Origin of the sequence: Nonomuraea sp. 3-1Str, from assembly GCF_031570565.1 — a bacterium.
Taxonomy (GTDB): Bacteria; Actinomycetota; Actinomycetes; order Streptosporangiales; family Streptosporangiaceae; genus Nonomuraea.
Genome location: NZ_JALHBK010000005.1, coordinates 284,192 through 307,797, shown reverse-complemented (window position 1 = coordinate 307,797; position 23,606 = coordinate 284,192). Strand labels below are relative to the sequence as shown.

General features: G+C 72.3%; 26 protein-coding genes and 1 pseudogene. 17 read left to right on the top strand and 10 right to left on the bottom strand.

What is annotated here, in order from left to right:
• The first annotated feature begins 5 nt into the window (after positions 1-5).
• From pdxA to MTP10_RS11975, 3 genes are all read left to right on the top strand, one after another.
• On the top strand, positions 6-962 hold the full coding sequence (pdxA, locus tag MTP10_RS11985) for a 4-hydroxythreonine-4-phosphate dehydrogenase PdxA (protein WP_310709166.1): 957 nt from the start codon (positions 6-8) through the stop codon (positions 960-962).
• Between the two features lie 108 nt (positions 963-1,070).
• Entirely contained in the window at positions 1,071-1,772 is a 702-nt protein-coding gene (locus tag MTP10_RS11980) for a hypothetical protein (RefSeq protein ID WP_310709165.1), read from the top strand.
• A 355-nt stretch (positions 1,773-2,127) separates the two neighbouring features.
• Complete coding sequence (locus MTP10_RS11975) at positions 2,128-2,343, top strand: hypothetical protein (RefSeq protein ID WP_310709164.1); 216 nt, start codon at positions 2,128-2,130, stop codon at positions 2,341-2,343.
• A gap of 151 nt (positions 2,344-2,494) precedes the next feature.
• Here MTP10_RS11975 and MTP10_RS11970 read toward each other — a convergent pair whose 3' ends face one another.
• Positions 2,495-2,875, bottom strand: coding sequence for a helix-turn-helix domain-containing protein (locus tag MTP10_RS11970; RefSeq protein WP_310709163.1), 381 nt, complete (start codon positions 2,873-2,875; stop codon positions 2,495-2,497).
• Positions 2,876-2,958: 83 nt separating this feature from the next.
• On the opposite strand from MTP10_RS11970, the gene MTP10_RS11965 reads away from it, so the two are divergent.
• Complete coding sequence (locus MTP10_RS11965; protein WP_310709162.1) at positions 2,959-3,393, top strand: nuclear transport factor 2 family protein; 435 nt, start codon at positions 2,959-2,961, stop codon at positions 3,391-3,393.
• A gap of 22 nt (positions 3,394-3,415) precedes the next feature.
• Here the strand turns inward: MTP10_RS11965 and MTP10_RS41935 are convergent.
• A pseudogene (locus tag MTP10_RS41935) lies at positions 3,416-3,640 on the bottom strand (IS5/IS1182 family transposase); the annotation flags it as partial.
• 183 nt (positions 3,641-3,823) lie between these two features.
• On the opposite strand from MTP10_RS41935, the gene MTP10_RS11955 reads away from it, so the two are divergent.
• A complete protein-coding gene (locus MTP10_RS11955) occupies positions 3,824-4,132 on the top strand; it encodes a hypothetical protein (RefSeq protein WP_310709161.1) in 309 nt (102 codons plus the stop codon).
• 64 nt (positions 4,133-4,196) lie between these two features.
• Here MTP10_RS11955 and MTP10_RS11950 read toward each other — a convergent pair whose 3' ends face one another.
• Positions 4,197-4,676, bottom strand: a complete 480-nt coding sequence (locus MTP10_RS11950; RefSeq protein WP_310709224.1) for a MarR family transcriptional regulator — start codon at positions 4,674-4,676, stop codon at positions 4,197-4,199.
• Between the two features lie 69 nt (positions 4,677-4,745).
• Here MTP10_RS11950 and MTP10_RS11945 point away from each other — a divergent pair, with 69 nt between their 5' ends.
• Together MTP10_RS11945 and MTP10_RS11940 are read left to right on the top strand one after the other, a co-directional pair.
• A complete protein-coding gene (locus MTP10_RS11945; RefSeq protein WP_310709160.1) occupies positions 4,746-5,549 on the top strand; it encodes an NAD(P)H-binding protein in 804 nt (267 codons plus the stop codon).
• 775 nt (positions 5,550-6,324) lie between these two features.
• On the top strand, positions 6,325-7,128 hold the full coding sequence (locus MTP10_RS11940) for an endonuclease/exonuclease/phosphatase family protein (protein WP_310709158.1): 804 nt from the start codon (positions 6,325-6,327) through the stop codon (positions 7,126-7,128).
• Between the two features lie 116 nt (positions 7,129-7,244).
• On the opposite strand, the gene MTP10_RS11935 is transcribed toward MTP10_RS11940, so the two are convergent.
• Entirely contained in the window at positions 7,245-7,451 is a 207-nt protein-coding gene (locus MTP10_RS11935) for a hypothetical protein (protein WP_310709157.1), read from the bottom strand.
• Positions 7,452-7,690: 239 nt separating this feature from the next.
• On the opposite strand from MTP10_RS11935, the gene MTP10_RS11930 reads away from it, so the two are divergent.
• The 3 genes from MTP10_RS11930 to MTP10_RS11920 all read left to right on the top strand — a co-directional run bounded on the left by MTP10_RS11930 (position 7,691) and on the right by MTP10_RS11920 (position 10,800).
• Positions 7,691-7,849 (top strand): hypothetical protein, encoded by a 159-nt coding sequence (locus tag MTP10_RS11930; protein WP_310709156.1) that lies wholly within the window; start codon positions 7,691-7,693, stop codon positions 7,847-7,849.
• A gap of 985 nt (positions 7,850-8,834) precedes the next feature.
• Positions 8,835-9,815, top strand: coding sequence for a zinc-binding dehydrogenase (locus MTP10_RS11925; RefSeq protein WP_310709155.1), 981 nt, complete (start codon positions 8,835-8,837; stop codon positions 9,813-9,815).
• A 76-nt stretch (positions 9,816-9,891) separates the two neighbouring features.
• The gene (locus MTP10_RS11920) at positions 9,892-10,800 is read left to right on the top strand and encodes an NmrA family NAD(P)-binding protein (RefSeq protein ID WP_310709154.1); all 909 of its coding nucleotides are present in this window, start codon (positions 9,892-9,894) and stop codon (positions 10,798-10,800) included.
• 157 nt (positions 10,801-10,957) lie between these two features.
• Here the strand turns inward: MTP10_RS11920 and MTP10_RS11915 are convergent, their stop codons facing one another.
• On the bottom strand, positions 10,958-11,293 hold the full coding sequence (locus MTP10_RS11915; protein WP_310709153.1) for a DUF2637 domain-containing protein: 336 nt from the start codon (positions 11,291-11,293) through the stop codon (positions 10,958-10,960).
• A gap of 120 nt (positions 11,294-11,413) precedes the next feature.
• Here MTP10_RS11915 and MTP10_RS11910 point away from each other — a divergent pair, with 120 nt between their 5' ends.
• The gene (locus tag MTP10_RS11910; protein ID WP_310709152.1) at positions 11,414-12,088 is read left to right on the top strand and encodes a response regulator transcription factor; all 675 of its coding nucleotides are present in this window, start codon (positions 11,414-11,416) and stop codon (positions 12,086-12,088) included.
• A 40-nt stretch (positions 12,089-12,128) separates the two neighbouring features.
• Here the strand turns inward: MTP10_RS11910 and MTP10_RS11905 are convergent, their stop codons facing one another.
• From MTP10_RS11905 to MTP10_RS11895, 3 genes are read right to left on the bottom strand one after another with little or no spacing between them, the layout of a single operon-like run.
• Positions 12,129-12,830 carry a carbon-nitrogen hydrolase family protein gene (locus MTP10_RS11905; protein ID WP_310709151.1) on the bottom strand — a complete coding sequence of 234 codons (702 nt, stop codon included), beginning with the start codon at positions 12,828-12,830 and terminating at the stop codon, positions 12,129-12,131.
• Positions 12,815-14,548 carry a serine hydrolase gene (locus tag MTP10_RS11900; RefSeq protein ID WP_310709150.1) on the bottom strand — a complete coding sequence of 578 codons (1,734 nt, stop codon included), beginning with the start codon at positions 14,546-14,548 and terminating at the stop codon, positions 12,815-12,817. Before MTP10_RS11900 ends, MTP10_RS11905 begins: the two co-directional genes overlap by 16 nt.
• Before the next feature lie 56 nt (positions 14,549-14,604).
• Positions 14,605-15,039: a VOC family protein gene (locus MTP10_RS11895; RefSeq protein WP_310709149.1), complete on the bottom strand. Its 435-nt coding sequence runs from the start codon at positions 15,037-15,039 to the stop codon at positions 14,605-14,607.
• 97 nt (positions 15,040-15,136) lie between these two features.
• Between MTP10_RS11895 and MTP10_RS11890 the strand changes: the two genes are divergently transcribed.
• The 4 genes from MTP10_RS11890 to MTP10_RS11875 all read left to right on the top strand — a co-directional run bounded on the left by MTP10_RS11890 (position 15,137) and on the right by MTP10_RS11875 (position 21,618).
• A complete protein-coding gene (locus tag MTP10_RS11890) occupies positions 15,137-16,117 on the top strand; it encodes a YafY family protein (RefSeq protein WP_310709148.1) in 981 nt (326 codons plus the stop codon).
• Between the two features lie 38 nt (positions 16,118-16,155).
• Positions 16,156-16,599 (top strand): hypothetical protein, encoded by a 444-nt coding sequence (locus MTP10_RS11885; protein ID WP_310709146.1) that lies wholly within the window; start codon positions 16,156-16,158, stop codon positions 16,597-16,599.
• A gap of 331 nt (positions 16,600-16,930) precedes the next feature.
• The gene (locus tag MTP10_RS11880) at positions 16,931-17,740 is read left to right on the top strand and encodes a DeoR/GlpR family DNA-binding transcription regulator (protein ID WP_310709145.1); all 810 of its coding nucleotides are present in this window, start codon (positions 16,931-16,933) and stop codon (positions 17,738-17,740) included.
• Complete coding sequence (locus tag MTP10_RS11875) at positions 17,737-21,618, top strand: glycosyl hydrolase (protein WP_310709144.1); 3,882 nt, start codon at positions 17,737-17,739, stop codon at positions 21,616-21,618. Before MTP10_RS11880 ends, MTP10_RS11875 begins: the two co-directional genes overlap by 4 nt.
• Before the next feature lie 34 nt (positions 21,619-21,652).
• Here MTP10_RS11875 and MTP10_RS11870 read toward each other — a convergent pair whose 3' ends face one another.
• The gene (locus tag MTP10_RS11870; RefSeq protein WP_310709143.1) at positions 21,653-22,201 is read right to left on the bottom strand and encodes a TetR family transcriptional regulator; all 549 of its coding nucleotides are present in this window, start codon (positions 22,199-22,201) and stop codon (positions 21,653-21,655) included.
• Positions 22,198-22,521, bottom strand: a complete 324-nt coding sequence (locus MTP10_RS11865) for an SMR family transporter (protein WP_310709142.1) — start codon at positions 22,519-22,521, stop codon at positions 22,198-22,200. Before MTP10_RS11865 ends, MTP10_RS11870 begins: the two co-directional genes overlap by 4 nt.
• 123 nt (positions 22,522-22,644) lie before the next feature.
• Between MTP10_RS11865 and rbsD the strand changes: the two genes are divergently transcribed.
• Together rbsD and MTP10_RS11855 are read left to right on the top strand one after the other, a co-directional pair.
• A complete protein-coding gene (gene rbsD / locus MTP10_RS11860; protein WP_310709141.1) occupies positions 22,645-23,034 on the top strand; it encodes a D-ribose pyranase in 390 nt (129 codons plus the stop codon).
• A gap of 77 nt (positions 23,035-23,111) precedes the next feature.
• Entirely contained in the window at positions 23,112-23,603 is a 492-nt protein-coding gene (locus tag MTP10_RS11855) for a GNAT family N-acetyltransferase (RefSeq protein ID WP_310709140.1), read from the top strand.
• Positions 23,604-23,606 lie beyond the last annotated feature (3 nt).

The window sequence follows — 23,606 nt, the reverse complement described above, 5'->3', positions numbered from 1 at the left end:
TCTCGATGGGAGATCCGGCCGGCATCGGACCAGAGATCGCCCTCAAACTCGTCGCCGACCGGCGGTGTGACGTACCCGTCCTCATCATCGGAGACGCGGGCGTGCTCACCCGCGCCCGCGCGTCGAGCGGGCTCGACGTTCCCATCCGCACCGTGGTGTCGGCCCAGGACTGCGCCGATGCCACCGGCGTCGCGCAGGTTCTGGCCGAGACGTCCCTGCCGCACGACCTGCCCTGGGGACGCGTCGACGGCCGGGCCGGGGAAGCGGCCTACCGGTACGTCGCCAAGGGCGTCGAACTCGCCCGCGACGATCAGATCGCCGCCCTGGTCACCGCCCCCATCAACAAGGAGGCACTGCGGCTGGGCGGCTACTCCTACCCGGGGCACACCGAGATCCTGGCCGAACTCAGTGGCGCCGACGAGTACGCCATGATGATGGCCAACGACGAGCTGCGCGTCGTGCTCGTCACGATCCACCACGCGTTGCGCGACGCCATCGACTCGATCACGCCTGAAGCCGTGCGAAGGGCGATCCGGCTCACCCATGACGCGCTGTGCCGGGCCGGCATCACCGCTCCCCGGATCGCCGTCGCCGGCCTGAATCCGCATGCCGGCGAGAACGGACTGATGGGTCGGGAGGACCTGGACATCATCGCCCCAGCCGTGCAAAGGGCGCGCGTGGCGGGGATCGACGCCAGCGGCCCATGGCCCGCGGACACGGTGTTCCTGCGCGCCCGCACCGGCGAGTTCGACGCCGTGGTCGCGCAGTACCACGACCAGGGCCTCATCCCGGTCAAGTACCTGGGCTTGGAGCGCGGCGTCAACATCACGATCGGACTGCCGTTCGTGCGCACCAGCGTCGACCACGGCACGGCCTTCGACATCGCCGGCAAGGGCGTGGCCAGCCACGCCAGCCTGCTCACCGCGCTGGATCACGCGCGCACACTGGCCGGCCTGCGATGACGCTGCCGAGTGATCCGCCGGCAGCGTTACAGAGATCTGCGCCGCGGGGCCGAGGACGACTCCGGACTCCCGGCCGGCGCCTTCGTCATCCGCGCCCGAGGAGGGCTCATGGACTTCATCTTCATGCTCACCCGCCACGACCAGACCGTGTCCGACTGCCTGCGCCTGGTCGACGAGCTCGGCGATCTGCGGTTGGGACACCTCGGCTTCAAGGACGTCGGTGTGGACGCCGCCACCCTCACCGCCCTGCACCGCCGTATCAAGGACACCGGCGCGATCAGCTACCTGGAGGTGGTCAGCACCGACCGGAAGCGAGCTCTCGACTCGGCCCGCATGGCCGCCGACCTGGGGGTCGACTACCTCATGGGCGGAACCTGGGTGAGCGAGACCCTGGAACTGCTCGACGGGACGCCGGTCAGATACTTACCGTTCCCCGGTACCCCGATCGGACACCCGACCCAACTGGGCGGCACACCCGAGCAGGTGGCCAACCAGTGCCGCCGCTTCGAGGAGGCCGGTTGCGCCGGCGTCGACCTGCTTGCCTACCGCGCCACCGAATCCGCTCCCCTGGACCTGGTGCACAGCGCCCGCCAGGCGACCTCCGGCCGTCTGGTCGTCGCCGGTGACATCGACCGTCCCTCGCGAGTGCGCCGGTTGGCCGAGGCCGGAGTGGACGCGTTCACCGTGGGATCTGCCGCCCTGGCCGGCACCTTCGCACCACACCTGCCGACACTGCGCGATCAGCTCACCATCATTCTCCAGGCCGCGGACCACACCACTCCCGCGGACGCAACCCGAGAGGACTTGTAGCGCTTCAAGAGTCCTAGCAGGGCGCTTGACCTGCGGATCGACCGTTCTCCGGGATCTTCACCCCGTTGGAGCAGCCACCCACTCGTCCGCGGTATCGCAGATGTGTCATCCAGATGGTGAAGAGGCTTGAGATTACCGCAGGTCACAACCTTAGCTCGGGGCCAGGATCGATCAGTGAGCCCTTTTCATCCTGAGTACGCGGCCTCATTGCCGATCGTCGAGGTCACCCAGGGATGAGGATCGGACTCGCCATGGCTCAGCGCGCTCAGTCCACCGAGAGCATGCACGCCGCCCGGCGCGCCGGCGATCCCGACGCCGTGAGTGCTCTGCTCGACCGCCTGACGAGGGCAGAGGCGTGGGGGCGATCGCCACGCTGCTGGCGCGCGACCCTGCCGGGCTGGCCGCCTTGGAGCACGCCGCTCACGTAGCCGATCTGCTGATCAGGCTGCACAACGTCGGCGGACGCGACCAGGTCATCAAGCTGGCCGGCCGCGCCGCCGCGCGTTCCCCCCTTGATGACGAGCACGCCCTGGTCGCGTTGCTCAGGGCATTTGCGGGAGCTCGGAGCTGATGCGCCGTCATGGTGCTGGCCGATTGGGCCGCCGCTCGCGTGCCGCAGGAGGAGCCATCACGGGTAGCCAACCTGCTGGCCAACCCCGTTTACGCACGTGGGTGATCGTCTGACCTTCCAGGCCACGGAGTTTTGTGGGCGGTGGCTACCGTCAGCCCTTGTTCCCGTGATCGTAGGCGGCCTGGGCGGCGGCGACGGCGGCGCCGTGTCGCTTGGCCCAGTCGGTGAGCTCCAGCAGCGACTTGTGGAGTTCCTGGGCCATCTCCGTCAGTGTGTACTCGACCTTGGGCGGAACGACCGGATGGACGGTGCGTACGAGCAAGCCGTCCCGCTCCAGCTTGCGAAGCTTGAGTGTGAGCATGCGCCTGCTGATTCCGCTGATCGAACGTTCCAGCTCCGTGAACCGAACCGGACCCTGCGCAGCGGCTACCAGGATGCCGATGCTCCACTTCCCGGAGACGTGATCGAGGACCTCCGAGACCGGGCACGCCTCGCTGGCCAGGACTGACACATCGATGTGACTCTGGGACATGAAAGTGCCTTCTTCCGCTGGGCTCGACAGTCACCAATCATGTACTCCGTATCAAATCGTGCACCAAACCGGAAGGCGGCCCTATGCTGCAGGAACTCGCAGACCGCACCGCGATCGTGGACGCCGTCATCGCGTATGCGACGGCCCTGGACACCAGGGACTGGGAGACTCTGGGCGCGCTGTTCACCGACGACGCCTGCTGGGAGTACAGCGGTTCGGGCGAACGGCTCTGCGGGCGCGACGCGATCATTGCCAGGATCAGTACCAGCTTGGAGCGATTCGACGCCACCCATCACCTGAACGGCAACCATGTCGCTGCAGTGCACGGCGACGAGGCCGAGCACACGTGCTACTACCAAGCCCAGCATGTCCGCCTTGGTCTGCCCGACGGCGAGAAATTCCTTGGCGGGGGTCGCTACGACGACCGGCTGCGCCGCACCCCGGACGGCTGGCGGTTCACCCACCGCAGGATCACCAGTGTCTGGAGCGAGGGAAACCCCGCCGTGATCACGTCCTGACGGCAGGCCAATGATCGTCAGCGGAGTTGCCGGCCGAGTCCGCGGCCACCGCAGCAGCGCGGGTCCGGGGCCGGCCCACCAACCCGGCCACGCGGATCTTGCTCAGGACGGTGGTGAATCGTGGGCAGTCGGCGGCTTGCCCGGGCGTGAGCACGTAGATCAGCGGCAACCCTGTGCTATCGGCCGCGGCATGGATCTTGCTCCTCAGTCCGCCCCGGGATCGGCCGAGCGCGGCAGCCTCCGCCCGAGCCTAACGGCGTCGCCGGATAGTGGCTTGATCGTGCGCCGGCGTCGCGTCGAGATCGGGTGGGCCTGCGTACCATCACCCGCAGCACTGGCGGCTGCTCCGGAAGCAGAGCCCTCTTTTCCTCGATCAGCGCCTGCTCCAGTGCATCCAGGGTCTCTCCGGCAGGGCATCGTCTGGACCGCCATGTGGATCGCGGCCGCCACCGGCACCGCGACCCACGAGCAGGGCGTGGCCAACGGCATCGCCTCCACCGCGCTCAACATCGGCAACACCATCGGCCTGGCCGTCTTCACCGTCATCGCCGACCTCGGCACCGACGGCAAGACCGGCCAGGCTCTGCGCGCGGCCACAGCCGACGGCGAGTTCCTCGTCATCCTGCTCACCGCCGCCGGGATGATCGCCGGTCTGCTCATCACCCTCACCCTGCCACGCCTGCGCCGCGACGTCCCCGCCACCGAGCGACCCGAGCCGTCCCGCGCGGCCACCGGCTGAGCATCCGGCGGCACAGTCCGCAGGTGCTCCAGCCACCTCCTGGCCAAGTTGGCAGGGTCCGGCGTCACCAGTTGCGCACCGCCCGGGCCCAAGCTCTCAGCCCGGCCACGAAGCCCTGCCGGTCCGCGGGCGAGAGGTTGTCCAGGACCTGCAGCAGAGGCGCGGCACGCAGTGCGACGAATCTCTCGACCATGGCCCGATGACGAGGAGCCAGCGATACCAGGGTGCGGCGGCGATTGGCGGGATCCTCCCGGCGCTCGACCAGCCCGGCCCGGCCGAGGTCGCTCACGAGTTCGCTCGCGGTCGTCAGCGACATACCCATCCTGGCGGCCAATTCGCTCACGCTGAGTGACGATTCGACCGTCAGCTGGGGAATGACCGCGCCGTGCCTGGCGGTGAGCCCATGTCTGCGAAAGATCTCTCGCAGCTCGTCCGGCATCTCGGCCTGGGCTCGCCGGAAATAGGCCTCCACCAGGGGCACGAAGCCAAGGGCCTCCTTGACCTCCTCCGACCGTGGCAGTCGAGGGGCTGGGGCGTCATCCATCACTCCCCAAGGATACAGTTCCTCTATCCAAACAGTTCGGATATCCGAAGTGAGGTAGACGTGATACTGGTGACAGGGGCAACGGGCAACGTCGGCCGTCATCTGGTGAGCCTGCTGCTCCAAGCGGGCGAGCAGGTCCGAGCGACCAGCCGCGACCCCGGGCGGGCCGACCTGCCCGGCGAGGTGGAGGTGATCAGAACCGACCTGTCCCGTGCCGCGCTGCAGGGAGCGGACAGCGCGTTCCTGTTTCCGGCCGCCGGTCAGGTGCGTGGCTTCCTGGACGAGGCCGCCAAAGCCCGCCTCAGGCACGTGGTGCTGCTGTCCGCGCAGGCGGTGACCATGAAGGAGGCGGGTGCGCTCGGCAAGGTCCACGCCGAGTACGAGCGGGCCGTGGCCGGATCGGGGCTGCCGTGGACCTTCCTGCGCCCCGGCGCGTTCATGGCCAACGACCTGCGCTGGGCGCCCAACGTCAAGAACGACGGCGTGGTACGCACTCCCTTCGCCGAAGCCGCGACCGCCCCGATCGACGAGCGCGACATCGCCGCGGTGGCCGCGCGGACGCTGCTCGACGACGGGCACGCGGGCCAGGCGTACGAGCTGACTGGGCCTGCCTCGCTGACCACGGTCGAGCGGGTACAGATCCTCGGCGAGGTCCTCGGCCGCGACCTGCGCCTTGAGGAACTGTCTCCCGAGCAGGCCCGCGAACAACTGCTCACGCAGGCCCCCGCGGCGCTCGTGGACTCCCGGCTCGCGCTGTTCGCCTCGTTCGTCGGCAAGACCGCGGACGTGTCGCCGGTCGTACGGGAGCTGACTGGCAGAGCTCCGCACACCTACGCAGACTGGGCGGCCCGGAACGCCGCGGCGTTCCGCTGACAGACGAGGAGGCGCCAGCGGATCGCCGCCCGTTCGGGCAGTCGGCCTGATAGCTCTCGCTCTGAAAGGCCGCCCGACGGCGTCGCCCCGAGCGCCAGGCTTCATCGGGCAGGCCGGGGGCGGACCACTCTGGAGACGGTCACGACCTCGATGCTGAACGCCTCTCCGGAGGCGTTGCCGCTGCTGGGGCTGACCGGGCGTGGCTGTGAAGCGTCGCCAAGGACGGCGGGGTGGCCCTGCTACAACGCCACTGGCACCGCCGTCCACGAGCAGGGTGCCGCTTGTTGTTGGACGGCTGCCTGACCATGCATGACGCCTCGGCCGAGCAGGGTGCGCCGCCGACGGCATCTCCGCCGGGATGATCGCTGGTTCGCTGATCACGCTCATCTTGCCGTACCGGGGGCAAGGCGCCTCACGCTGACCACACCTCCAGGGCGGCGGCCATGCGACTGACGGCCGTTCGGGGGCGGTGGCGAAGTTGAGACGTACGAACCCCTGTCCCTCCGGCCCGAATCTCAGGCCGCACCGCAGCGACCAGGATCCGGGTCAGGTGTTCAGGCGGACCGTACCGCTCGGGTGAGAAATCCCCTGGCCTCAGCCTCCGCCACTCCGGTGGCGGGCGCGCCGATCAAGCAGGCCGTATGCGCCCTCGGTCGCCGGATGCTCGTTTCCGGCATCCTGGACGCTTCTGCGCCCACCTGCGTTCCGCCCATTCTCAGCGGGAACCGCACGCCGGACCTGCCTCGGCCTCCGAGCCGGGCTTGATCTAGGGTCCGTGCCTGTGCGAATAATCTCTCTCAACGCCTGGGGAGGCGCGATGTTCGACGAACTCGCCCCCTGGCTCGACAGCTGCGACGCCGACATCCTGTGCCTGCAGGAGGTGACGCGCACTCCCGGTGCCGGCGGCTGGACGCGCTTCGACGACGCCGAGCGATCGCTGCCGCAGCGAGCGGACCTGCTCGCCGATGTCCGCTCGCGCCTTCCCCGCCACCTCGGCCTGTTCACGGCGAGCGACTCTGGACCGGTTCTGGACCACGAACACGCCTCGCGCCGGCAGGACTTCGGGCTCGCCACCTTCGTCGCCGAGACCTTGCCGATCGTCGGCATGCAATCGGAATTCGTCCACGGGAGTTACGCCGAGCATCATGACGGATGGCCGGCGGACGGGCGGCCCCGCGCCGCTCTGGCCGTACGTATCTTCGACAGCAGCGCCCGGCGGTTCGTCACCATCGTCAATCTCCACGGCCTGCGGGACGCCCAGGGGAAGGCCGACACCCCGGCCCGCCGCGCCCAGGCCGAACGGCTCGCGGACCTCGTCGCCGACGTGTGCCAGGAGGGCGACCTGACGGTGGTGTGCGGCGACTTCAACGTGCTGCCCGGCAGCGAGACGTTCCGGATCCTCGCCAAACTCGACCTGACCGACCTGGTACGGGACGCCGACACCAGGACCTCGCGCTATCCCAAGCCGGTACGCCATGCGAGCTACCTGCTCGTCTCCGACCCCGACGCCGTCCGGCGGTTCGAGATCGTGACCGCGCCCGAAGTATCCGACCACCGGGCCTTGACGCTGGACATCTAGCACACGTCGCTACCCGCTGGGATGGCACATCACGTCATGCGCCCGCCCTCACTGCTGGTGGCCCAGCTCAATCCCCAGTTCGCCGAGTACGGTGACCGGGTCCTGCTTGACCGACATCAGCAACCATCACCCTCGCGGCGTAGGCAGTTCCCAGCGCCCGTCCCGATCGAGCGCGAACGGTTGCGCCGGGCGATCAACGGGTCGAGAAGGGCATCCGCAGCGAGGGAAGGCGAGTTGCGGCGCAGGTCGGTGAGCACGGCGAACTCCGTGCCGGCGAGCTGCTCGATCTCGATGAAGGCGATTGACCACTGACACGCTGTCATCAGGGTCCCCTGAACTCCTGTGAGCCGACATGTGCACGCCGATCGGGAAGGACGCTCCGCTATGGTGAGGCGCCTGTCAGGAACTCGTCTGCGTTCGGGCGACCCGGCCCCCGACGCCGCGGCGCTCCCCCCGTACAGCGGCCTAGAGCTTCTGCCCGAAGTGCGGATGGATCGGCGCGACCCTCGAGCACCGGCCAGCGCGGGGTCCGCTCGTCCTCCCGTGGAACCCCGACCGGCTCATGGACGTCGCCCGGCCGGAACGGCTCGCACGTCACTGCACCTCGTGCGGATGCCACTGGGACGAGACCCCGCTGGACGCGCCCGCCATGGCGGCGACCTCCATCGTCCCCACGCCCGGCGACGCCGACGAGGGCCTGGCCGAGGAAGGGCACTCCTGATGGCGTCCCAACCCGCCTGCCGATGCCGCCGCCGCGAGCCTGGCAGGAGAGCGTGGCCGACAGCCTGGCGCACGGTACGACGTCCGAGGCTGTCCCGGCTCAGGCCCGCGATGCGCACATCAGCATCAAGCCGCCCAGAAGAGGACGTATCCATTCGGTCAGCCACACGGCCGATCATGCTGAGCCGGGAGCGTCCGCGCCTGACCTTCGAGGCGACCCTGTACGACCGCCGGACGGTGACGGTGGTGCGACGAGCAGATGGCGAGGCACCGCTGATGCCGTTCGTGCAGCACGGGGACCGCTAATGCTCCTGGCACTCCAGCGACCCGTCCGACCAGATCCCGGTCACGGCTGACTGGTGGGGGCCGCCGGAGAAGTCCGGTTGGCCAGGCGCATGCACTTGCATCTAGTCTCCTCATGGGACATAGTTGGTTTTGCCCAACCAACCTTTCGGGAACGGTGTGAGGATGGAACACGTGTCGGCCGGCAAGGACGGCCTGGCTCGCCCGCAGCGCGAGGCCGTCGACGGAGTGGCGGCGGCGCTGGCCACGGTGGGCAACTGGATGTTCGCTCCGGCCACACGGCGCAAGATCATGGCGTTCTCCGGGCTGGAGCTCTCCGGCCAAACGCCTGGATTTAGGCGGATTCATCGAACGCCAGCGCGGCCGCCGTCGCCGACCTGCCGGCGGACTGGGAGGCGACCGACTTCGAGCAACCGGCCGCAAGCCTCGGCGCTCTCAGCGAAGTGATCAAGAAATGGCCGTGAGCCCATCACGGTTGTGTCGTCCGTCCTCGCCCTGAAGTAGCACTGCGGCCACGGAGAAGCCGGGTCCACACCACCGCACGTTCCCTCCCGGCTGATGTCCATCGACCGGGCCAGGGCCGCCGGGCCCGGTTCTCCCGCACCCAAACGCGGTGCGGCCGTCTGCGCATCCCCGTCGACGCGCACACCACGACTGCCTATCCATCGAGGAAGTGATGTCACATGCGTGCCGTACTGCTGCACGAATTCGGGCCACCGGCCCACCTGCGCGTCGCGGACGTGCCCACCCCGAGACCGACGGCGGGCGAGGTCGCGGTGCAGGTGGCTGCGGTCGGTGTCCAGTTCCTGGAGACGCAGGTCCGCGCGGGGACGATGCGCGGCGCGCTCGGCGGCGCGCCGCTGCCGGTGATCCTCGGCAAGGAGATCGCCGGACTGGTCGCCGAGGTCGGTCCCGGCGGCGACACCGCCCTGATCGGCACGCGGGTCCTGGCCGGCACCAAGGGCTTGGGCGGGTACGCCGAGACCGCCGTCGTCCCCGCCGCCACCCTCATCCCGGTCGGCGACGGCATCGGCCTGCCGGAGGCCGTCGCCCTTCACCGCTATGGCGCCACGGCCCAGGGCCTGATCAGGGCGGCCCGCGTGAGCGCCGGTGACCGGGTCCTGGTGCTGGCGGCCGCGGGTGCCGTCGGCACGGTCCTGGTGCAGTTGCTCAAGCGAGCCGGGGCGACAGTCGTCGCGGCCGCGCGCGGCGAGCACAAGCTCGCCCTGCTGAGCAGGCTGGGTGCCGACCACGTGGTGGACTACACGCTCCCCGGCTGGACGGACCTGGCTGGTGAGCCAGTCGGCGGCTCGATGGACGTGGTCTTCGACCATGTCGGCGGAGCGCTCGGACGCGAATCGTTCGAACTGCTCACCCCGGGCACCGGACGGCAGATCACGTTCGGCTTCTCCAGCGGCACGCCGCTGGACATCCGTCCCATGGAACTCATCGGCCGGGGCCTGACTCTGGCCGGGTTCAGCGCGGGCCTCATCTGGAGCAGGCCCGCCCTCGCCCGCGAGCTGGTGACCGAGGTCCTGGAGCTGGCCGCAGCCGGGCAGCTCACGCCGGTGATCGGCCAACGCTTCCCTCTGGAGCGGGCGGCCGACGCGCATGCCGCCATCGAGGCGCGTAGCACTGTCGGCAAGACCCTGCTCATCCCCTGACCACACCCCGACGTGCCCCTCACGGGGGTTACGCGTGAACGTCCACATTGGTTTCCGACAAGGAGTCCACATATCCATGTCCTCTTTCCCCAAGGTCTTTGTTGCCGGTGCCACCGGGCTGCTCGGCGGCCAGATCGTCCGAGCCCTTCTCGACCAGGGCGCCCCCGTACGGGCCCTGGTGCGGCCCGGCACCAGCGAGGAGAAGAAGCGTTCACTGACCGCCCGGGCGGCCGGCGGTTTGGAGCTGGTCGAGGCCGACATCACCGATCCGGCCGAGCAGCTGGCAGAGGCCGTCGGCGACGCCACGACCGTGATCTCGGCCGTCCAGGGCGGCCCCGAAGTGATCGTGGACGGGCAGGCCAACCTCGTGCGCGCCGCGGAGAAGGCCGGCGCCCGGCGGTTCATCCCATCCGACTTCGCCTTCGATCTCACCAAACTGGACGACGGCGACAACTTCATGATCGACTGGCGCCGGCAGGCCGCCGCCGCTCGCGCCGGCAGCCGCCTTGACGTGGTCTCCGTGCTCAACGGGGCCTTCTACGAGGTGATGACGGGCTTCATGGGGCTCATCGACTGGCAGCAGGGCACCCTGTCCCACTGGGGAGACCCCGACCAGCCGCTCGACCTGACCTCAGTGCCCGACACCGCCGCCTACACCGCCGCCGTCGCCCTCGACCCGTCCGCCACCGGCACCCTGCGCTTCGCCGGCGAGGTCATGTCGATGCGCCAGTTCCACGACGCGGTCCAGCGCGGCTCCGGCCGATCGCTAGAACTGCGCCACCTCGGCACCGCCGACGACCTCCGCGCGGAGATCACCCGTCAGGCGGCGCTCACCCACAACCCGTTCGACTACGTGGCGCTGCAGTACCAGTGGTGCATGGTGACCGGCAAGGCCAAGTTCGACAGCCTGGACAACGCCAGATACCCGAACGTCACACCCCAGTCGCTGACCGACTTCGTACGCGCCACCACACCCGCGCACTGACGCACCGTCCGACAAGCCGGTACGCGATCTGCAGCCCGCACGGTGGACCGCGTACCGGCTTTGCCTGAGGACCACTGACCGTTGCGCGTCTGGATCGCTCGTGCCCACTGCCACGCCTCGCGTTGCACCGCACGATCATGCCTACGGCGCCACTTCGTCACCGCATCACAGTCCTCGCCGCCTGCGATGGCTCAGCGATTGCGACGTTCGCCCCGAGGCTCGCCAGACTTGCGACCACCCGGAGCGTCCACGGGAGTAGGCCGTCTCGCGATCCGTACCGACTGGCCAGGAGCAGTGACATCGAGGCGGCCACGATGGCGCCGTCCACCGCCAGGGGAATGAGCGCCGCAGCAACCGGCTCCTCGCCGTGCTGGAGCGCGAGCCCGTACATGTGACGGAACGAGACCACGGCCGCGATGCCGGCGACCAAAAGCACACTCGCCGTCGTGGCCCATCGAATCCACTTCTCCGCGCGACATGGTGTGTTGGCCATCGGCGCTCACCCCTGGCCGAGCAGGAACTTCGTGGTCAGCGTGAACGCATGTGCATGTGGTTCGAGTCCCCAGCCAGTGGGTGCGGGCCGGCGACGTTCGTGGTCCGTCCATCTGGCCGCATGAGGGTGCTCGTCGTCGAGGACGACACCGCCCTGGCCGGCGTGCTGACGCACGGCCTGCGGCGGGAAAGCTACGCCGTGGACGTGGCCACGAGCGGCGAGGACGCCCTGTGGAGCGTGATGGAGCACGACTACGACGCCGTGGTGCTCGACGCGATGATCCCGCCGCCCGACGGGTACGAGGTGTGCCGGCGGATGCGGGAACGCGACCGATGGGCGCCGGTCATCATGCTGACCGCCCGCGACGCCGTCCACGACCGGATTCGCGGCCTCGACGCGGGCGCCGACGACTACCTGACCAAGCCGTTCGCCCTCGCCGAGCTGTACGCGCGGCTGCGCGCCGTGACCCGCCGCGACCAGGTGCGCCGTCCCGCCGTGCTGCGGGCGGGCGACCTCGCCCTCGATCCGGGCACGCGGGCGGTGCGGCGGGGCGAGGTGGACGTCCCCCTGTCGGCCAAGGAGTTCGCGCTGCTGTACGAGCTGATGCGCAGGCCGGACGAGATCGTGACCCGGTCGTACCTGATCGAGCACGTCTGGGACTTCGCCTACGACGGCGGCTCGAACGTCGTGGACGTGTTCGTGCGGTACCTGCGGGAGAAGGTGGACCGCCCGTTCGGCCGGGAGACGATCGAGACGGTGCGGGGCGCCGGCTACCGCCTGTCCACCAGGCGCTGACCCGCGACGCCCCACCGGGCGCCCGCCCCGGGCCGGGACCTCAGGTCAGCTTCGTGGTGAGGGTCGCGCCGGTCTCCGGACCGGCTTGGGCCACGAGGCCGCCGCCGGGCGCCCAGAAGCCGGAGCGGCCCGCCGTCTCGGCGAACCCGCCCCCCGTCGGCCCGGCGAAGCTCGCCACCGCGACCCACAGCCCGTGCTCGGCGGCGATGCGCCGGGCGCGCCCGGCCTGGAGCTCCGCCTCGGCGGCGTGCTTGACCGTCCCGGCCACGTAGGCGTCCACGCCGAGGGCGGCCGTCGCCGCCGCGTGCTCCGGGACGCCGGTGTCCTTGCAGACGGCCAGGCCCAGCCGCCACCCGTCCACCTCCAGCACCCCCGGCTCCGAGCCGGGCGCGAACCGCAGCGCCTCCTGCTCGCCGAGCCACATCTTGCGGTACGCGACGGTGACGCCGGCCCCGTCGACGGCCAGCATCGCGATGTGCGGACCCCGGTCCCCGGCCACGGGCGCGCCGGCCAGCGCCACGGCCCCGGTCTCGGCGCACGCCGCCACGAGGGGCGCCAGCCGGGCGTCGCCCGGCTCCACGGTCGCGGCGTCCAGCTCGTACCCCGTGAGCGACAGCTCGGGGAACACGACGACCCGCGCGGCGGCCGACCGCACGGCCCGCGCGTGCTCGGCGGCGTTGGCGGCCACGTCGTGCGCGGCGGACAGCGGCTGGGCGACCGCGATGGTCAGCGGCTCCGGCATGGGACCTCCCTGGGCGACGTCTCCCCGGCGGGCCTGCCGGGGCCGGGACCGCCCCATTCTAGGCCGTGCTCAGAAGGGGTGCGGGTGAAGGTGCCCAGGCCGGTGTGGTCGAGGTTCTCCACGGTGACCTTGGCGGCCCGGCCGTCCGCGCCCGCCGCGAAGCGGACGCCGGCCAGGCCCACGGCGTTCTCCCCCGGGGTCCGGTAGGCGAAGGTGTCGCCCGCGTAGTGGCGCAGCGGCAGCCGGAGGGGCTCGGGCCCGAGCCGCATGACCAGCCCGCCGCCCTCCTCGGTGACGGTCAGCGGCCCGTAGTGGCCGTTGGCGTACACGCCGGTGTAGGAGCTCGCCGGCCGGGCCGGGGCGGCGTCCGCGGGCGGCCTGCCGTAGTCGGTGGCTGGCCGCGCCTCGCGAGCCGTCCGGGCGAACGCGTCCCCGGCCAGGCGCAGCCAGTCCACGGTCTGCCTGCCGTGCCCGGCGACGTCGAGGAAGGTCAGCGCCACGGCCTCGGCGGCGCCGACGGGCTGCCCGTTGGTGAGCACCACGACGCCGAGCCCTTCGGACGGCAGCATGGTCACGTTCGTGGCGGCGCCCAGCTCGAACCCGCCGGAGTGGCCCAGCCGCAGCCGGCCGAGGTCGTCGTAGCCGACGTTCCAGCCGAGCCCGTAGAAGCCGGGCACGCCGTACGGGGCGGCGGGCCGGGCCGAGAGGATGTGCGGCAGGTACGTCTGGTCGAGCGCGGACGCCGGGATGAGCCGCTTCCCCGCGTACACGCCGCCGCCGAGCAGGAGGCGCAGCCACGCGGTGAGGTCACGGGCCGTGGAGCTGGCGCCGCCGGCGGGTGACTGGGCCTGGGCGTCGCGGGTGTGGCGCGCCTCCCAGTGCCCATCCACCCGGACGTGTCCCACGGCCCGGTCGCGGGCCTTGTCGTAGGCGGAGAAGAGGGAGCTGGTGGAGCGCATTCCCAGAGGATCGTAAAGGAGTGTCCGCGACAGCTTCGCCCAGCTGAGCCCGGCGGCCCTGGCCACGGCGAGCGCCGCCTCGGTGAAGCCGAAGTTGGTGTAGGCGTACTGCGCGCGGAACGGGCCGAGGGGCTCGTCGCGCAGGTGCCGCAGGATGTGGCGGCGGCCGTAGCCGAGGTCCTCCAGCAGGTCGCCCGCGTGGTCGGGAAGGCCGCTGCGATGCGAGAACAGGTCGGCGAGCGTCACGTGCCGCGTCACCCATGGGTCCTTGAGCGCGAACCCGGGGTCGTGCCGGACGACCGGATCGTCCCAGCCGACCGCGCCCTGCCCGACCGCACCCGAGCCGACAGGGCCCCGGCCGACCACCCGGGCGACGACGGTGGTGGCGAGCGGCTTGGACACGGAGGCGAGCTGGAAGACCGTGTCCGGGCCGACCGCGCCGGGACTGCCCGCCCGCCGCACCCCGAACCCCTTCAGGTACGCGACCCGGTCCCGGTACACGACGGCGACGGCCATGCCGGGTACGCCCGTCCTGCCCATGACGTCGCGCACGATCCCGTCGAGCCGCGCCACGGCGGTGTCCACGGCGGCCGGGGTGAGGGCGGGCGGCGCCTGGGCGGGGGGCGCGGCGGACAGCGTCGCCGCCGGCGTGCCCTGCCCGTACGCCGCCGGCAGGCGCGGGCCGCCCGTGGGCGCGGCGCCGCACCCGCACAGCAGCACCGCCGCCGTCGCGGCGCCCGCCGCTGCTCCCCGCCTCATTCCCGCAGGTTAAGCCGGGCCCGGGCGGCGCGCCGGAGGCACGCCGCAGCGGCGGGTCAGGACGGGCGGGCCGAGGCGAGGACCTCCAGGGAGTGGGGGTTGGTCATGATGCCGAGGACGTTGCCGAACGGGTCCACCACGGACGCCGTCACGAACCCGTTGCCTCCGCGGTCCACGATGCCCTGGTGCTCCTCGGCGCCCATGGCGAGCAGCCGGTCGAGGGTGGCGGCCAGGTCGTCCACGGCCCAGTACAGCACGGCACCGGCCGGGGCGGCGCCGACACCGACGCCGACGCCGTGCGGGGCGTACGCGCCACGGACGATGCCCAGCTCGTGCCGGTAGTCGCCCACCCGGAACTCCACGTACGCCGGCTCACCGTCGGGCCCCGGCCGCTCGAAGTACGGGGCGACGCCGAGCAGCGCGGCGTACCAGTCGCGGGCGGCGGCCAGGTCGTCGGCGAACAGGTTGACGGTGGCGAATCCACGCAGCATGCGAAGGCTCCTTCAGTTCCGGGGAGGGCGGTACGGGAAGAACGGTACGGACGCTTGAGGAAGCTGCGGTTCCTCAATCGCCTGGCAGACTCGGGGCATGTTGGACACCTCGGTACGGCTGCTGCGGCTGCTGTCGCTGCTCCAGGCACGGCGCGCGTGGGGCGGGGCGGAGCTGGCGCAGCGGCTGGGCGTGACCACGCGGACCGTGCGCAACGACGTGGAGCGGCTGCGGATCCTCGGCTACGAGATCCACTCCGCGACCGGCACCGCCGGCGGCTACCGGATGGGGGCGGGCACCGCGATGCCGCCGCTGCTGCTGGACGACGAGGAGGCCGTGGCCGTCGCCGTCAGCCTGCACGCGGCCGCCTCAGGGTCGGTGACCGGCATCGAGGAGACGTCGCTGCGGGCGCTCACCAAGGTCCAGCGCATGCTGCCGTCGCGGTTGCGGCACCGGATCGAGGCGATGCGTGCCGCGACCGTCTCCGTGGCCGGGCGCGGCCCGACCGTGGACGCCGGGACCCTCACCGCGATCGCGGCCGCCATCCGCGACCACGAGCGGCTGCGGTTCGACTACGAGGGACACGACGGCACGGCGAGCGTGCGCACCGTCGAGCCGCACCGCCTCGTCTACACCGGGCGGCGCTGGTACCTGCTGGCCTGGGACGGGGAACGGGACGACTGGCGGACGTTCCGGGCCGACCGGGTACGGCCGCGCACGCCGGGCGGGCCGCGCTTCACCCCGCGCACCCCGCCCGACGGCGACGCCGCGGCGCACGTGGTGCGGGGCGCCGCCTCGACGGCGTACAGGCATCCGGCCCGGGTGCGGTTGCACGCGCCGGTGGAGGCGGTGGCCGGCCGGATCCCGCCCGCCGCCGGCCTGCTGACGCCCCTGGACCCCGCCGAGGGCGAGAGCGGCTGCCTGCTGGAGACGGGCAGCGAGTCGCTCCACGACCTGGCCGGCTTCCTGGGGAGCCTGGGGGTGCCGTTCACCGTGCTGCACCCGCCCGAGCTGCGCGCCCACCTGCGCGACCTCGCCGCCCGCTACGCCGCGGCGGCCGCCGAGGAGGGACCCCGCTGATGGTCTGGCTCATGCCCTGGTGCGAAGATTGAAGGGTCATGCCGACCAACCTCACCGTGATTCTCAGCGATCGGCCGGGGGAGCTGGCCCGCCTGGGGGAGCTCACCGGCGAGGCCGGCGTGAACATCGAGGGCCTGGCCGCGTTCACGGGCGAGGGCAAGGGCGTGGTGCACGTGCTGGTCGCCGACCCTGACGCGGCGCGCTGCCGGCGGACGCTGGAGGGCGCGGGCATGGGGATCGCCGACGAGCGGTCCGTGCTGGTGGTCAACATCGAGGACCGGCCCGGCACGCTGGGCGAGCTGACCCGGCAGCTCGCGAGCGCGAACGTCAACATCGACCTGGCCTACACGGCCTTCGGCGGCGTGAAGGTGGTCATCGCGACCGAGGACCTGGACAGCGCGCTGGCGGCACTGGAGGGGCCGGTGACCTCGCGCCTGGACGAGGTGCCGGGGGCGCCGAGCATCTGGGACCAGCCCGCCTGACCCAGCGAAATATCAAACGTCGTGTGATAAATAACAGCCACGACACACGGCTCCGGCCACGTGTTCTCTCGTCGTAGACCCCCGTTCGCGATGATGGCTACGCACTTTTTAACACTAGACACCGTGATCTATCACATGTCAGGGTTGATGCCGCGTCCATCACGCGATCTCCTCTCCGATTGTCGGGACATCCCCCGGAGCCGTCCATGACCCCTTGCATCCGGCCTGCCGAACGTGACCGCGCCGGCCCTCGCGTGCTCGTGCGCGACACCCGACCGCTCAGGCCGCACCCGTCACTGATCGCCTTCCACACCGCGGGCGGGCTCGCGGGATGACGGACGACACCGGCGGCGCGCGGCGGGGACCGGCCTGGCGGCAGGAGGCGATCGCCGAGCAGATCCTCGCCCGCGGCGACATCACGGCCGCCGAGCTGGCCGAGCTGTTCCAGGTCAGCGTGATGACGATCCACCGGGACCTGAACGAGCTGGAACGCCAGGGCCTGGTCCGCAAGCTGCGCGGCGGCGTGACCGCGCAGCCGTCCAGCGTGTTCGAGAGCAACGTCGGCTTCCGCGAGCGCTCGATGCGCGTCGAGAAGGACGCCGTCGCCGCGCGGGCGGCGGAGCTGGTCGAGCCGGGCATGGCCGTCATGCTGGACGACTCCACCACCAGCCTCGCCCTCGCCCGGCGGCTGGAGCCGCTCGCGCCGCTGACCGTCGTCACCAACTTCCTCACCACGATCGAGCTGGTCGCCGGCATGCCCGGGATCCGGCTCATCGCGCTCGGCGGTGACTACGACGTGCTGCACAACTCCTTCCTCGGCGTCTCCTGCACCGAGGCCATCGCCTCCCTGCAGGCCGACCTGTGCTTCGTGTCGACCTCGGCGGTGACCGGCGGCTACGCCTACCACCAGGAGCAGCACATCGTGCCGGTCAAGCGCGCCATGCTGGCCTCGGCCACCCGCAGCGTGCTGCTGATCGACCACACCAAGCTGGCCAGGACCGCGCTGTACCGTGTGGCCGGACTCCAGACGTTCGACCACGTCATCGTGGACGCCGGCGCCGGGCCCGAGGCGCTGCAGGACCTCGACCAGCTCACCCGCTCCCTCGATGTGGCCACCACACCCGCTCCGGAGGCGTCATGACCCCGCCGTCCCCCCTCCCGTCCTCTCCGCCGGCGCTCGCGTCGTCGCTCCCGCCGGAGCTGGCGCGGGTCCTGGCCGAGCCGCCGCGGGCCTACTCCCCCGCGGCGATCTGGTGGTGGAGCGGCGAGCCGCTGCGCCGCGACCGGCTGCGCCGGCAGCTCGAACGCTTCGCCGAGGGCGGCGTGTGGAACCTGGTCATCATCAACCTGGCGCCGTCCGGGCCGATGTTCGGCTCCGACGCCGACGACCCGCCGTTCTTCTCCGAGCCGTGGTGGGAGCTGCTGGAGCAGGTGTGCGACGACGCCGAGGAGCTGGGCGTCTCCCTGTGGTTCTACGACCAGCTCGGCTTCTCCGGCGCGGACCTCCAGGCGCGGCTGGTGGACGAGGAGCCGCGCTTCGCCGGGCGGTGGCTCGCCGCGGACGGCTCGGTGACGACCCGCGGCTTCGACTACCTGTCGCGGGAGGCGTGCGCGACGCTGATCGACCGGGTCCACGGCGAGTTCGAGCGGCGGCTCGGGCACCGGCTGGGGGGCGTGATCGCAGGCTCCTTCCAGGACGAGCTGCCGTCCATCCCGACCTGGTCGGACGGCTTCGCCGAGGAGTTCGCCCGGCGGCGCGGCTACGACGTCACGCCGTACCTGCCGCTGCTGTGGCAGGACGGCGCGGAGGGCGCAGAGGGCGCGGACGACGCCGGCGGCGTCGATCCGGGTCTCGTGCGGCGCGACTACCACCGGACCCGGGCCGAGCTGGCCGAGGAGGCGTTCTTCCGGCCGCTCGCCGCCTGGCACGAGCGGCACGGCCTGATCAGCGGCTGCGACCAGCAGGACCCGGCCCGCGCCGGGCACCCCGTGGAGGGGGTGAGCCTGTACGCGGACTACGCGCGCACGCACCGCTGGTTCGGCGCGCCCGGCTCCGACCACCACGGGGACGCGCGGATCCACTCCTCGCTCGCCCACCTGTACGGGCGGCCCCGCACGTGGATCGAGGCGTTCCACTCCAGCGGCTGGGGCGGCACGCTGGAGGAGACCTTCGACTGGCTGCTGCCGTGGCTGCGCGCCGGCGCCACCCTGTACAACCCGCACGCCGTCTACTACACGACCAAGGGCGGCTGGTGGGAGTGGGCGCCGCCGGCCACGGACTGGCGGCAGCCGTACTGGCGGCACCACCGCGTCTTCGCCGACGCCGTCACGCGGCTGTGCGCGGCGCTGTCGCTGGGGCGGCACGCGTGCGAGGTGGCGGTGCTGCTGCCGACGGCCACGGCCCAGGACGGCACCCGCCTCGACGGGGCCGGTCCCGAGGCGGAGCGGGCGCAGGAGGTGTACCGGCGGCTCGTGGGCGACATGGCGTGGTTCCGGATGGTGCCGGGCGTGCTGGACGGGCTGGGCCTGGACGCGGACGTCATCGACGACGACTCGCTCCAGCGCGCCACCGCCCGGCCCGCCTCGGCCTCCGCCTCCGCCCCCGGCCAGGGCCAGGGACAGGGCCAGGGACAGGGCCAGGGACAGGGCCAGGGACAGGGCCAGGGACAGGGCCAGGGACAGGGGTGGGGCGGGGCGCGGCTGGAGGTGGCCGGGGAGTCGTACGCGGCCGTCGTCCTTCCCGCCTGCGCCGTCCTGGAGCCGGACACCGAGCGGGCGCTCGTCGCGTTCGCGGAGCGGGGCGGCCTGGTCGTGGCCGTGGAGACGCTCCCCGAGGGGCCGCTGCGCGAGCTCGTCCGCTTCGCGCCGTCGGTGGACGAGCTGGGACCGCTGCTGTCGCCGCTGCGCCGGGTGGAGGCTCCCGCGCCGCCGCTGGTGCGGGAGGTGGACGGCGCGACGCTCGTCTTCCTCCAGGCGGCCTTCCCCATGGCCAGCCGCGTGACGGTGGAACGCCCCGACGCGCGGGGCGCGGACCAGGGCTGGGACACGGCCACGATCGACTTCGACCCGGCCCGGTACGCGACGGAGACCCCGGTCCGGGTTCGGGGCGTCGCGGGGACGCCGCTGCTGGTCGACCCGTTCACGGGCGGGGTGCGCGCACTGCCGTACGAGGTGGACGGGGAGCACGTGGAGGTGGTGGTGCCGTTCGACGCGGGACCCGCGGCGCTGCTGGTGTTCACCGGCGAGGACGTGACTCCCACCGCCCCCAGCGCCCCGGCCGGGACGCTGGAGGTGGACCTGGGCTCCGGCTGGGAGATGGAGCCGGTGCCCACGCTCGACGACACCTGGGGCGACCTCGGTCACGACGGGCCGGTGCTGCGGCGTTGGGAGGTGGAGCACCGCCTCGACGGTGAGGACGCGTGGCGGCCCGCGTACGCCACGTTCGGCCCGCACGGCGCCTGGCGCGTCACCCCCGCCTCCTCCCCGTCGGCCGGCTCCCCGGCCGGCTCCTCGTCGTCCGGCTCCCCGTCGGCCGGGCCGGTGGGCGCGGACGGCTGGCGGCCCGCGGTGTTCTCGGTGTCGCGCGGGATCCGCAAGGACCCGATCCACCGGGTCACGCTCGGCCCCAAGGGGCACGTGCCGGAGGAGTTCCTGGACTTCGGCCCGGTGGACGCCGGTCAGGCCGCCTGGTTCCGGTGCGAGCTGACCGTACCGGGCCTGCGGGACGCGTACCTGGCCGTGGGGGCGCCCGCCGCCAAGGCGGCGTGGATCGACGGCACCCCGGTGGCCCTGGACGACCGCGGTTACCTGGCCCTGGCCCGCGACCCGCTCTCCCCCGGCACATACGTCCTCGACCTGCGGCTGGACCCGGAGGACGACGGCGCGCCGCTGCGCGCCCACCTCGCCGTGGTGACGGACCCGGAGGCGTACCTGCGGCCGGAGTGGATCGCCGGGCCGGAGGGGCCCGCGGAGCTGACCGCAACGTTCACCCCGCGCGGGACGGTGCTCCAGGTGGCGTCGTCGGCGGCCTGCCGGGTCCTCGTCAACGGCGTCGAGCTGGGCCGGCAGGGCGGCTTCGACCCGTACGCGGACATGCGCAAGCCCCGGGTGCGTCGCTACGACGCCGCGCGGGCGCTGCGGCCGGGCGTGAACGAGGTGACGGTCCGGGTCGGCGACGGCTCCGAGCCGGTCCTGGTGGACGGCTGCGCCACGTCGGGCCCCGGCTGGGAGGCGGTCCGGGACGGCGTCCGGGTTCCGGCGCGCGTCCGCCGGGCCCAGTACCTGGACCCGGCCGCGCTGCACCTCCCCCGCCGCCCCCACCCGCTGCCGGACACCTCCTGGCTGTCGGCGGCTCCCAGCACCCCCGTGGTGGGCCCGGCCGTGGTGGTCCCGGCCGTGCTGGCCGAGGAGGGGACGGAGGGCCGGGTGGAGTGGCTGCGGTTCGGGGTGCCGCCGGGCGCCACCGCCCTCCGGGTGCCGCTGCGCGGCAAGGCCGTCCTCCACGTCGACGGCGACGCCGTGGCGGACGGCACGGGGTGCCTGTCCGTGCCCCTCGACGGCCGGTCCGGGCCGCGCGTGGCGACGCTGCGGGTGGAGACCGAGGCCGGGTACGCCGGCGGGGCGATCCTGACCGGGCCGATCGAGTTCGACGCCGGGCCGGGGCCGATCGAGCTGGGCGACTGGGAGCGGACGGGCCTGCCGGAGTACAGCGGCGGCGTCCGTTACCTCCGGACCGTGCCCGTCGCGGGGTCGCCGGACTCGGCGGTCCTCGACCTGGGCCGGGTGCGCGGCACGGCCGAGGTCCGGGTCAACGGCCGCCCCTGCGGGGTCAGGGTCTGCTCGCCGTACCGGTTCGACGTCGGCGCGGCGCTGCGGCCCGGTGACAACACGGTGGAGGTCGAGGTGTACGGCACGCTCGCCCCGCACCTCGACGCGGTGAGCCCCACCCATTTCGTCTTCCCCGGCCAGCGCGTCACGGGTCTCTTCGGCCCGGTCCGTCTCGTGCTGCCCCGGCCCTGAGGCGGGTGAGCCGGGTCCCGGCCGGGGCGGCCGGTCAGCCGGGGCCCATGCCCAGCAGGGCGGCCAGCGACCGCTCCAGCCAGCCGATGTCGAGGGGCTCGTCGTCGATGAGGCAGTGCAGGAGGGCCCCGTCGACGAACATCGCGGCGGCCCGCGCCGCCCGCGCGTCCGCGCGCCCGGCCAGGACGGCGGTCAGACCGTCGATCCACAGCCGGGCCAGCGGCCGCAGCTCGGGCCGGTGCGCGGCCGCGGCGCAGAGCTCGTTCCAGGTCACCATCCGGTCGCGCTCACGCAGGTAGGCGGCCGTCAGCGCGGCGAGGGTGGCGGGCACGTCCGCGCTGCTCCGCAACTCCTCGGCCCAAACGCGCAGCCACTCCTCGGTGGCCTCGGCGGCGTGCGCGAGCGCGGCGGCGACCAGGTCGCCGAGGGAGGCGAAGTAGTACGTGGTCGCCCCCAGCGGGACGCCGGCCCGCGCGGCGACGAGCCGGTGCGTCAGGCCGTTCACGCCCACCTCGGGGATCAGCTCGCAGGCGGCCTGGACCATGCGGCGCCGGCGCTCCACCGGGTCGCGCCGCGCGGTCAATGCGCGCCCGCGAGGTTGAGTGTGACGACTCCCGCCACGACCAGGGCCACGCCCGCGACCTTCGCCGCGGTGAGCGGCTCGCCCAGGAACAGCATCCCGATGACGACGATCAGCGTCGTGCCCAGCCCGGCCCAGACGGCGTAGGCGACGCCCACCTGCATGCCCCGCTCCAGGGCCCGGGCGAGCAGCAGGAACGCCGCGCCGTAACAGGCCAGGCAGGCCAGCGTCGGCCACAGCCGGGTGAACCCCTCGGTGCTCTTGAGCAGGGTCGTCCCCAGCACCTCGGCCCCGATCGCCAGGGCGAGGAACAGGTACATCATCGGCGCTCTCCCGGAGTAGTACACCAGTACATGGACAAATGTACTATTCGTCCGGGTGTCGCTCCCCCGCCGCCCGGGTCCGGCCGCGTACGGTCGGCTCATGCGGAGAGAGCGGAGCGCCCCGTGAGGCGCGGCGGCATCCTGAACGGCGCCCTGGCGGGGGCCCTCGCGCGGCTCGGGCACACCGACCGGGTGCTGGTCTGCGACAGCGGCATGCCGCTGCGGCGCGGCGCCGAGATCGTGGACCTGGCCTTCCTGCCCGGCATCCCGGCGTTCGGCACCGTGCTGGACGGCCTGCTCGCCGAGATCGTCGTGGAGGGCGCCACGGCCGCCCAGGAGGTGCGCGAGGCCAACCGCGCGTGCGACGCCCTCCTGCGCGAACGGCTCCCCACCCTGGCGTACGTGCCCCACGAGCGGCTCAAGGAGCTGGGCCGGGCCTGTGAGCTGGTCGTCCGCACGGGCGAGGCCCACCCGTACGCCAACGTGATCCTGAGCTGCGGCGTCCCCTTCTGACCCGCGCCACCGGCCCGGCTACAGTGCTCCTTCCCGGGGGCATCCGGCCCGGCGGGTCGACGAAGGCGAGTGACCGTATGACCGATCCTCCTGTCGCTCCGATGCGGTTCCGGCTCGACGTGCGATTGCCGCAGGCCGTGCCGGCTCACGACTTCCGGCATCCGGGAGAGGCCGACATATCCGCCCTGGGGCGGCTGATGTGGGAGGCGTACCGGGGGACGCCCGACGAGGAGGACGCCGGGGGCAGTGTCGGGGCGGCGACCGAGGAGATCCGTCTGACTCTCACCGGCGAGCACGGGATCTTCCTGCCCACGGCGTCCTTCGTCGCGGACGACGGGGCCCGGCCCGTGGCCGCCGCGCTGGTGACGGAGTGGCAACAGGTGCCGCTGCTGGCGTACGTCTTCACCGCGCCGTCACATGCCGGCGAGGGGCTGGGCCGGCGGCTGATCGAAGCGGCGATGCACGCGCTCGGGGAGCAGGGCTATCGGCTGTTGTCACTGGCGGTGACGGAGGCCAACGTCAGGGCCCGGCGCCTCTACGCCTCCATGGGTTTCACCCCGCACTCGTAAGAC

Excerpts from the sequence above, each read along its gene's own strand:
- MTP10_RS11930 (WP_310709156.1), top strand. The coding sequence starts at position 7,691 with ATGGACGTCGCCCGGCCGGAACGGCTCGCACGTCACTGCACCTCGTGC.
- MTP10_RS11950 (WP_310709224.1), bottom strand. The coding sequence starts at position 4,676 with ATGGATGACGCCCCAGCCCCTCGACTGCCACGGTCGGAGGAGGTCAAG.
- MTP10_RS11970 (WP_310709163.1), bottom strand. The coding sequence starts at position 2,875 with ATGTCCCAGAGTCACATCGATGTGTCAGTCCTGGCCAGCGAGGCGTGC.
- MTP10_RS11925 (WP_310709155.1), top strand. The coding sequence starts at position 8,835 with ATGCGTGCCGTACTGCTGCACGAATTCGGGCCACCGGCCCACCTGCGC.
- MTP10_RS11915 (WP_310709153.1), bottom strand. The coding sequence starts at position 11,293 with ATGGCCAACACACCATGTCGCGCGGAGAAGTGGATTCGATGGGCCACG.
- MTP10_RS11935 (WP_310709157.1), bottom strand. The coding sequence starts at position 7,451 with ATGACAGCGTGTCAGTGGTCAATCGCCTTCATCGAGATCGAGCAGCTC.
- MTP10_RS11980 (WP_310709165.1), top strand. The coding sequence starts at position 1,071 with ATGGACTTCATCTTCATGCTCACCCGCCACGACCAGACCGTGTCCGAC.
- MTP10_RS11910 (WP_310709152.1), top strand. The coding sequence starts at position 11,414 with ATGAGGGTGCTCGTCGTCGAGGACGACACCGCCCTGGCCGGCGTGCTG.
- MTP10_RS11900 (WP_310709150.1), bottom strand. The coding sequence starts at position 14,548 with ATGAGGCGGGGAGCAGCGGCGGGCGCCGCGACGGCGGCGGTGCTGCTG.
- MTP10_RS11920 (WP_310709154.1), top strand. The coding sequence starts at position 9,892 with ATGTCCTCTTTCCCCAAGGTCTTTGTTGCCGGTGCCACCGGGCTGCTC.
- MTP10_RS11880 (WP_310709145.1), top strand. The coding sequence starts at position 16,931 with ATGACGGACGACACCGGCGGCGCGCGGCGGGGACCGGCCTGGCGGCAG.
- MTP10_RS11865 (WP_310709142.1), bottom strand. The coding sequence starts at position 22,521 with ATGATGTACCTGTTCCTCGCCCTGGCGATCGGGGCCGAGGTGCTGGGG.
- MTP10_RS11875 (WP_310709144.1), top strand. The coding sequence starts at position 17,737 with ATGACCCCGCCGTCCCCCCTCCCGTCCTCTCCGCCGGCGCTCGCGTCG.
- MTP10_RS11855 (WP_310709140.1), top strand. The coding sequence starts at position 23,112 with ATGACCGATCCTCCTGTCGCTCCGATGCGGTTCCGGCTCGACGTGCGA.
- MTP10_RS11895 (WP_310709149.1), bottom strand. The coding sequence starts at position 15,039 with ATGCTGCGTGGATTCGCCACCGTCAACCTGTTCGCCGACGACCTGGCC.
- MTP10_RS11890 (WP_310709148.1), top strand. The coding sequence starts at position 15,137 with ATGTTGGACACCTCGGTACGGCTGCTGCGGCTGCTGTCGCTGCTCCAG.
- MTP10_RS11885 (WP_310709146.1), top strand. The coding sequence starts at position 16,156 with ATGCCGACCAACCTCACCGTGATTCTCAGCGATCGGCCGGGGGAGCTG.
- MTP10_RS11955 (WP_310709161.1), top strand. The coding sequence starts at position 3,824 with ATGTGGATCGCGGCCGCCACCGGCACCGCGACCCACGAGCAGGGCGTG.
- MTP10_RS11905 (WP_310709151.1), bottom strand. The coding sequence starts at position 12,830 with ATGCCGGAGCCGCTGACCATCGCGGTCGCCCAGCCGCTGTCCGCCGCG.
- pdxA (WP_310709166.1), top strand. The coding sequence starts at position 6 with ATGGGAGATCCGGCCGGCATCGGACCAGAGATCGCCCTCAAACTCGTC.
- MTP10_RS11965 (WP_310709162.1), top strand. The coding sequence starts at position 2,959 with ATGCTGCAGGAACTCGCAGACCGCACCGCGATCGTGGACGCCGTCATC.